This window comes from Bradyrhizobium sp. KZN70725 (assembly GCF_055264925.1).
On record NZ_JBUYWT010000205.1, the window covers coordinates 1 to 521 of the forward strand.

Sequence of the window (521 nt, forward strand, 5' to 3'; positions counted from 1 at the left end):
CAGGAAGTCCGTCATGCGGTGACCAATGGTCGCGCAGTATCACAAGATCCGCGGCAACGAAGCTTCGATTATCAATGACATAGCGAGATGTGCATCATGCCACCAGCCCGGCCAGGCCGGTGATGATGAAGTTCTCATGGGCTTTCAGCCAAGCGCCTTGCGCCAGTTGCAGGGTGTTGCGCCGGTCAAGGCCGCGGCGGGACGCGAAGTCGACGTCTTCGATACAGGCGTCGACGAAGCACAGCCTGGCTGCGGCGAGGCGATTGGTCAGGCGCCGGTCGGCACGCATGGCGGCTTCACGATCGAGCATCAGGCCGAGCCACTCATCCCGGCTGAGATCGGCGGCATTGTCCTGTTCGGCCAATTGCCGGTAGGCGGCCGCCATTCCGGCAAGGCCGAGCGCCTGCATTTGCTCGAGGGTCGGGTGGGTCAGCATCGCGATGTTCCTTTCCTTCATTGATAATAGCCCCCACCACGGATGTTGGCGTGCGAGGGGGTGGCTTTGACGGGTGCGGCAGCAG

The 521-nt window shown here is 62.6% G+C and carries 1 protein-coding gene; it reads right to left on the reverse strand.

The genetic code is table 11. The features are described 5' to 3' along the window. Positions 1–94: 94 nt before the first annotated feature. The coding region (locus ACZBJS_RS42730) for an ATP-binding protein (RefSeq protein WP_463440356.1) at positions 95–521 on the reverse strand (427 nt) is incomplete at its 5' end.